Genomic DNA, 6,484 nt, shown 5'->3' on the forward strand with positions numbered 1-6,484 from the left:
GTTGTGCTGAATATTTAAGCTATAGCTAGTGAAGGGACATGATTTATCGAGCTATTTCAGCAAGATGAATTAAGATGGTTTTGATACTGAGCTCAGAAGGACGAGAACTGTCTTATGACATTAGGAACTTCTTTAAGAACGCTTCGCCAGTTGCGCGGCTTATCGTTGAATGAGCTGGCCACCCGGCTTAGTTCGCATGTCGGAAATTTGTCGAAAATTGAACGCGATTTGGCCAAACCCAGTCTGGATTTTTTATACCAGATAGCCAAAGCGCTGGATTTTAAACTGCATGAAATTTTCCGGCTGGCCGAGCGGGATGATAGCCCGGATGAACGTCAGGCGGCATTGGATGCGTTGTTTCTGGTATTGCTCGATGACGACAAAGAGCTGTTGCTTGAATTTGCCGCCATGCTCAAAGAACGTGGTGCCAAGAATAAAGAAAGCCAAAGCAATCCGGTTGAAGACAAAGCTCAACGTATTACCAGCAGCCGGCACCAGTCAACAACGGATGAATAATTCAGCAGACGGGTTTTGACATCTGGCGCAAGGTAATTCAGGACGGAGCCAACTCAGGAAAAAAGCAGCTAAAGCTGCTTTTTTGGTATTTCGGTATGTCGGTGTCACCACTGATGTTGCAAGGGGAAGCCGCTGTTGTGTTTTACATACAGCCTACAAGCCTGCAATTGCCGCTTCGCTTATCACCACCTCAACGCGGCGGTTTTGCTGGCGACCGCTGGCAGAATCATTGCCAGCTATTGGGGTATCTTCGCCTTTACCGCTGGTACTGAGCCGGCCCGATTGAATGCCCTGGCCTAATAAAAAGCTCCTTACACTGTCGGCGCGTCGTTCTGACAAGCCAATGTTGTATTCCGACGTGCCGACATCATCGGTGTGGCCTTCAATAATGGCGGTACGTTCAGGGTATTTCGCCAGAAAACTGGCCAGATTGGTTAAATGGTGATTGGTACCTGCTTTAAGATTAGCTTTGCCGGTATCAAATAATACATCCCCTAAAGTTACCACCAGACCTCTGTCCGTCTGACGGGCATTCAGGGTTTTAATTTGCAGCCGCAACTCCTCCGCCAGCAACAAGGCATTATCAGTGGCAGCTTTGGCATTGTCGGTTTCTTGCCTTGCACTATCAGCATCTTCTCTTGCCAACTGCGCATCTTGGCGGGCAATACTTGCATCCAGATGTGCACTGTCAGCTTCTCTGGTGCGTGCCGCCAGTCTGGCTTCATCCTGTTGTTTAGACAGCAGTTTTAACTGATCTTGCGCCTGACGGCCCTGGGCCTGAGCCCAGGCAATATTGACTTTGCGATCAGCCACATAAACCAGATGTTGCTCCTGCACCTTGTCTTTGGTCGGTACTTCGGCTTCCCGCACCGCTTGTTCTGCCTGTGTAATAGCCACTGGCGCTAACACGGCCAACTCACCATTGGCTTGTAATGTATTCAGCTGTGCCCGGACTGCGGCAAGACCGTCGGGTTGGCGTGGTGCACTGCTGCAGCCACCCAGTACCAGCAGCGACAAACCCAGGGTCAAGACGGTAGGTTGAAAGTTTTTCATGATTGTACTCCAGGTGAGCTGGTGGGCTGTTGTTGCCACGGCGCCTTGGCTGGCTGCACCGGGTTCGCAGGCTGCAAACGCAACATTTCCTGTTTCAGAATGCCAATACTATTGGTCATTTCTGCATTGACGTTGTTGGCCTGGATTAATTCAGCGCGGGCGCTAGCAAGTTCAGCATCCAGACTGGCCTCCAGCGCCAGACGGTCTGCCAACTCCACATCCTTATTTAGCAGTGCAGTGCGTGAACCCTGCATTTTTTCTCTGGCGCTGGCAAGTTCCGCCGGAGCAAACTGGGCCACTCTGGCTTGTTCTGCTTTGGAAATAGTCCGTTCAGCTCTGTCCATAGTGGCAGTCGGCACTTTGGGCGCAGCACTGCAAGCCGCTATTGCAAACAATAAAAAAGCCAGTAGCAGCAGAGGCTGCCATGGTTTTGAAGTGTCTGTTATCACATGGCGTGTTTTCATCAGAGTTCCTTAACCAGTGCTGTAGCACCGGTATTCTAAAAAGGGCCGGTGCCCTGGCTGCCTGAGCATGCCCTTTGGCACCGGAGCTGTTTGTTTTTGTGTTGTCAGAATAATAAAGCTTTGGACTGCACACTTTTAACACCACGGATATTCTGAGCAATTTCAATCGCAAGCGAGCGCTCAACACCGCTATTTACTTTTCCGGTCAGGGTCACTATGCCGTTGTTGGTACTGACATCAATATCGGAGCCGGTGATATTGCTGGAATACATGAAACTGGATTTCACTTTGGTAGTGATCCAACTATCTGAAATGTTGTGACTTTCTTCTGTAGCTTTCAGGCTGGCTTTTTCTTCGCTGGTCATAGGACTGCTGCGGATCTTCAGGTTATTGGTGACCGACGTGACCCCCCTGGTATTCATCGCCAGACGGTTGGCAATATCTTTAGACGCCTGAGTGTCAGCGCTGCCGGTTAAGGTGACACGACCACTTTTGGTGCTGACTTCGGTTCCCACTGAATCGACATCTTTATTCCATTGCAGTTTTGAGCGAATGGCGGCAGAAATACTGGCGTCATCAATTTTGTCGCCATAACTGTCGCCGCCGTAATGAGGCAGGTAATTGGCTTCGACCACAATTTGGTTATCAACATCTGTGATACCCGACACCCCTTTGGCAATTTCAGTGGCGAGTTCTTTATTTACTTTTTCGTCGACTTTACCTGTTAATACTGCTTTGCCATTTTGCACTGTGACTTTCAGATCATTGCCACGCAAATAAGGGTTCAGCGCATAACTGGTCCAAATCTGACTTTCTTGTCTGGCATCATCAATGGCCGTGGTGACTTTGTCTGCAGCCATCACGCCCTGAGAAGGGGATAACGACAACAAAACGGCAGATGCCAGAAAAAACTGACGGTAGCTTGTATTCATAATAAAACTCCGATTGGGGAAAGAATAAGCCGGCAAAATGCGGGGTGTACCGGCAGATTTTTACTGCATTAAACGCAGTCAGATAAAGGTTGTTGCTTGAGGTGTTACCTGAAAAAGGCAGGGTTCAGGACAGAAAAGACCTTTTGCAACAAAGACCATCAACAATGGCACTTGGTAATAAAAGACTGCACCTGTTGATTGGCGACGTCACGGCTGAGTGCATAACGTTGTTGCACCAGCTCAGTCAGACTGACTTCGTTGCCTTCAGACTTTAATAATTCACTTTCGGTAATTTTGCTCCAGTTGTGTTTGGCTGCCTGGATTTGAGATTTCCATTTGCCGTTAAAAGGGTCTTTTTTCGCCATATCGGTGTTTTTTGGGTTGTCACTTTTGCTGGTGCCAGCGGCCAGTTTGGCTTTGTCAGCAGCAACGGCCTGCGCAATTTTGTCGCTGTCCGTGTTGTTGGTTGTCGCCTTGTTGATGTTTTTCTTGTCCTGGGTACTGGCAGTTGCCTTGTTTTGTTCACTGAACTTATTCATAAGAACCTCGGGATTCCAGCTGCGGTGCGAAGGTGCCCGCAGCGAGACCACAGCTTGGCAACTAAATATTTTATTGTCCGTGCGTTAGCGCTCATGGCGTTCTGCTTGCTAAAAAGTACGTTAAGCGCTGTTGTTTGTGTTGTCAGCGGGGGCTCAGGCTTTTGGTTGGGACTCTGTACCAACAGGTTCTGCTGGTATCAGCAGCTTTGGTCTGCCTAACAATCTGCTGAGCCAATGCCAGGCATTGGGCCTGGCGCCGTTTGCCATTTTGGCTCTTGGGGTATTTTTTATTGCCGGGTGCGCTAAATGACGCTGTAACCCAAGGTCCGGTACCAGACTGTTGTAACCGGCCCTTAGCGGTTGCACCACCGCAACTGCAGCTGAGCTTATCAGTGGCTCTTTGCTTTTTGCGCACACAAGTCGCAACTGTAATTTTGTCGACGCTACGCCATAAGCGGGTGCTTTTACCTCTGCCACCTTCAATTCCGAGCCTGTCATATAAACCTCGCTGGTTGTCAAATTACGATGTGTGGATACAGCCAAAGCGCATTGTCAACAAATGATCCGGCGTATTCTGTGCGCTTTCGCACACCAGTTGCGCTGTGCTTTGGTGTGCAAACGCACAGAACTGTGTTTTACAGCGGTCTAGGCTGCTTCAGGGTCAAGTGTGCTGTCTGATCACCACAGTACAACCGGCAAACACAACCTTGTGTTGTGCTCTGTTACTGCTGTTGAAGGTACAAACAGCCAAAACAGACCCGCCTTCACACAAGGCAGGCAATAAGGAGGCTTTAGTGAGAAAAACCACCGAAGAACAAAGCAGGCGGCAACCCCAACATGCCTTATTGCCGGATGATCCTGATACCTTGCTGTTGCCCTGCAATAAAGTGCTGGGGCAACGTCTGAAAAATCATCATGGTGAAGTTATCGGACGGTTATGCAGCATAGTGCTCGACTTAAAAACAGGCCGCATCAGCTATGGCGTATTGGCTTATGCCTTGTCGTTTGGCAGCCAGCCCAGGTTGTTTGCCATGCCATGGCATGCGTTGGTACTGGATCAGGATGGCAAAAGTTTTAGTGTTGAAGTTGAAATCAGCGACCTGAAAAGACTGCCCGGTTTTGACCCGTCGTTTTGGCCTGGGGAGGCCGATGCCAGCTGGCAGCGCAAAATTAATGGTTTTTACAGTAGTAATTAACTGCCGTTCAACAAGGCCTTTTTGTAGCAAAGGTTACAAAAGGGCGACAACCGAAGGTGAAATCTTATGTTAAGAACCTTAGCCATAGTGCTGGTGGTGTTATGGCTGTTTGGTCTGGTGTCACCACTGGCCATCGGCAATCTGGTGCATGCTTTGCTGGTGCTGGCCATTATTTTGCTGTTGGTTGATGTGATAGGTGGCCGGCGCTGACAATAAGGCAAGATTGATGAACAAAGGGCGGTGGAATTTACGGCGGAACAGCAGTGTTAAAAGAAGCCGGCCACTGCAACAAAAACACCGGTTAAGGTGTTGTAAATTGGATATCCGGAGAGTGCCATGTTTGTTGTTAAAACTATACCTTTTAGTACAAAGCTATTAAAAAACAGTGTTTTGTTTAGTGTTGCCATGTTGGCAATTGTCGTACAGCAGAACGCTGTTGGCGCCGAAAGTTACCCCTGGCAGAGCCCGCACTGGTATCTGGGCGCCAGTGCCGGTGAATCGCGCCTGAGTCTTGATACTGTGTATCTGGAGCGGGACATGGCAGCACAAGGCATGTCGATTGGTGAAATTTATCGTAATACCAATGACACGGGTTTTAAGGTGTTTGCCGGATATCAGCTGACCCCCATGATGGCGCTGGAAGGCGGATTATTCCGCCTTGGTGAAGTGGATTTTAGCGCCAGCACGCTGAGCGCAGACAATGTACCTATGCTGGTATCCGGACGTTTACGTGCCAAAGGAGCCAATCTGGATTTGGTTGCTTCAATGCCGTTGGGCGCCGCCTGGTCTTTACTCGGCCGTATTGGTTTGACCTACAACGACACCGATGCGCCACTGAGTTACCAGTCACCGGTGAATTTAGACCAGTACCAGCAAAGTAAACATTATTTAAAACATAAGTTTGGCGCAGGGTTGGCGTATCAGATGAACCCGGACTGGGCGCTGCGTTTAGAGCTGGAGCGTTATCGTCTGGACGATATGTGGGGTGATCAGGGTGATATGAAGTTATTGTCGCTGGGGGTGGTTTATCAGTATGGCAATAGTTACAGAGCCGCTGCGCCAACGCCGGCTTATCAGCCGGAACAAAATAATCAGGCCGAAGTGCCGGTGGCTGCTCCAGCGCCATTAGCTGAGGGGCCGGCGGCTACTGCGGTGTTGGTCGAACTGGCGGACGTGCATTTTAAGTTTGACCAGTCCAGTCTGACGGATGAGGCCAAAGCTGTGCTGGACCGGCATATTGTGGTGCTCAAAGCCAATCCGAACAATCAGGTGCGGATTGCGGGTTATACCTCAGCCAGTGGCAGTGAGGGTTATAACCAGCAACTGAGTGAACAAAGAGCAGCTGCGGTGCGCAATTACCTGACTGAACAAGGTGGGCTTAGTGCTGCCAGGCTGACCACTGTGGGTTATGGTGAAGCGAGTCCGGCAGAGTTTGAATCGACACCCACTGAGTTACGTTCTACTGCCGCCAAAGCCAATATGCGGGTGCTGTTTGAAGTGTTATTAAAATAACAAAAACAGCAATGATAAAACCACCGCCCAAACGGTGGTTTTTTTATGTACAGGACGTACGGTATGCCGTTATTGCAGGAGCAAATAACGGCGATGTACATGGGCAACAGCGGGATCTCAGCATGCCAACAATTTGGCGTGCTGCCGTAGTTGCGCCTCCCGCTCTGCGGGTGGCCGGACCGAAGCTATGCCGTTATTGCAGGAGCAAATAACGGCGATGTACATGGGCAACAGCGGGATCTCAGCATGCCAACAATTTGGCGTGCTGCCGT

General features: G+C 49.8%; 9 protein-coding genes. 4 read left to right on the forward strand and 5 right to left on the reverse strand.

The window, feature by feature from the left end; translation table 11 throughout:
- Nucleotides 1–114 precede the first annotated feature (114 nt).
- A complete protein-coding gene (locus tag RCH83_RS06295; protein ID WP_306520151.1) occupies nt 115–516 on the forward strand; it encodes a helix-turn-helix domain-containing protein in 402 nt (133 codons plus the stop codon).
- 153 nt (nt 517–669) lie between these two features.
- Here the strand turns inward: RCH83_RS06295 and RCH83_RS06300 are convergent, their stop codons facing one another.
- The 5 genes from RCH83_RS06300 to RCH83_RS06320 form a co-directional block, all read right to left on the reverse strand.
- Nucleotides 670–1,569, reverse strand: a complete 900-nt coding sequence (locus RCH83_RS06300) for an OmpA family protein (protein ID WP_306520153.1) — start codon at nt 1,567–1,569, stop codon at nt 670–672.
- Entirely contained in the window at nt 1,566–2,033 is a 468-nt protein-coding gene (locus RCH83_RS06305; RefSeq protein ID WP_306520155.1) for a DUF4398 domain-containing protein, read from the reverse strand. Before RCH83_RS06305 ends, RCH83_RS06300 begins: the two co-directional genes overlap by 4 nt.
- Nucleotides 2,034–2,137: 104 nt before the next feature.
- Complete coding sequence (locus RCH83_RS06310) at nt 2,138–2,965, reverse strand: BON domain-containing protein (RefSeq protein WP_306520157.1); 828 nt, start codon at nt 2,963–2,965, stop codon at nt 2,138–2,140.
- 158 nt (nt 2,966–3,123) lie between these two features.
- Nucleotides 3,124–3,504, reverse strand: a complete 381-nt coding sequence (locus RCH83_RS06315; RefSeq protein ID WP_306520159.1) for a hypothetical protein — start codon at nt 3,502–3,504, stop codon at nt 3,124–3,126.
- A gap of 153 nt (nt 3,505–3,657) precedes the next feature.
- On the reverse strand, nt 3,658–3,870 hold the full coding sequence (locus RCH83_RS06320; protein WP_306520161.1) for a hypothetical protein: 213 nt from the start codon (nt 3,868–3,870) through the stop codon (nt 3,658–3,660).
- Nucleotides 3,871–4,298: 428 nt separating this feature from the next.
- Here RCH83_RS06320 and RCH83_RS06325 point away from each other — a divergent pair, with 428 nt between their 5' ends.
- From RCH83_RS06325 to RCH83_RS06335, 3 genes are all read left to right on the forward strand, one after another.
- Nucleotides 4,299–4,700, forward strand: coding sequence for a PRC-barrel domain-containing protein (locus RCH83_RS06325; RefSeq protein WP_306520163.1), 402 nt, complete (start codon nt 4,299–4,301; stop codon nt 4,698–4,700).
- 66 nt (nt 4,701–4,766) lie between these two features.
- On the forward strand, nt 4,767–4,910 hold the full coding sequence (locus tag RCH83_RS06330; RefSeq protein WP_306520165.1) for a lmo0937 family membrane protein: 144 nt from the start codon (nt 4,767–4,769) through the stop codon (nt 4,908–4,910).
- Between the two features lie 126 nt (nt 4,911–5,036).
- Complete coding sequence (locus RCH83_RS06335; protein ID WP_306520167.1) at nt 5,037–6,212, forward strand: OmpA family protein; 1,176 nt, start codon at nt 5,037–5,039, stop codon at nt 6,210–6,212.
- The last annotated feature ends 272 nt before the right edge of the window (nt 6,213–6,484 follow it).

The sequence above is a fragment of the Rheinheimera sp. genome (genome assembly GCF_030824435.1).
In the GTDB taxonomy this organism is placed as follows: Bacteria; Pseudomonadota; Gammaproteobacteria; order Enterobacterales; family Alteromonadaceae; genus Pararheinheimera.

Coding starts and splice junctions, on each gene's coding strand:
- RCH83_RS06330 (WP_306520165.1), top strand. CDS start 4,767: ATGTTAAGAACCTTAGCCATAGTGCTGGTGGTGTTATGGCTGTTTGGT.
- RCH83_RS06310 (WP_306520157.1), bottom strand. CDS start 2,965: ATGAATACAAGCTACCGTCAGTTTTTTCTGGCATCTGCCGTTTTGTTG.
- RCH83_RS06300 (WP_306520153.1), bottom strand. CDS start 1,569: ATGAAAAACTTTCAACCTACCGTCTTGACCCTGGGTTTGTCGCTGCTG.
- RCH83_RS06295 (WP_306520151.1), top strand. CDS start 115: ATGACATTAGGAACTTCTTTAAGAACGCTTCGCCAGTTGCGCGGCTTA.
- RCH83_RS06305 (WP_306520155.1), bottom strand. CDS start 2,033: ATGAAAACACGCCATGTGATAACAGACACTTCAAAACCATGGCAGCCT.
- RCH83_RS06315 (WP_306520159.1), bottom strand. CDS start 3,504: ATGAATAAGTTCAGTGAACAAAACAAGGCAACTGCCAGTACCCAGGAC.
- RCH83_RS06335 (WP_306520167.1), top strand. CDS start 5,037: ATGTTTGTTGTTAAAACTATACCTTTTAGTACAAAGCTATTAAAAAAC.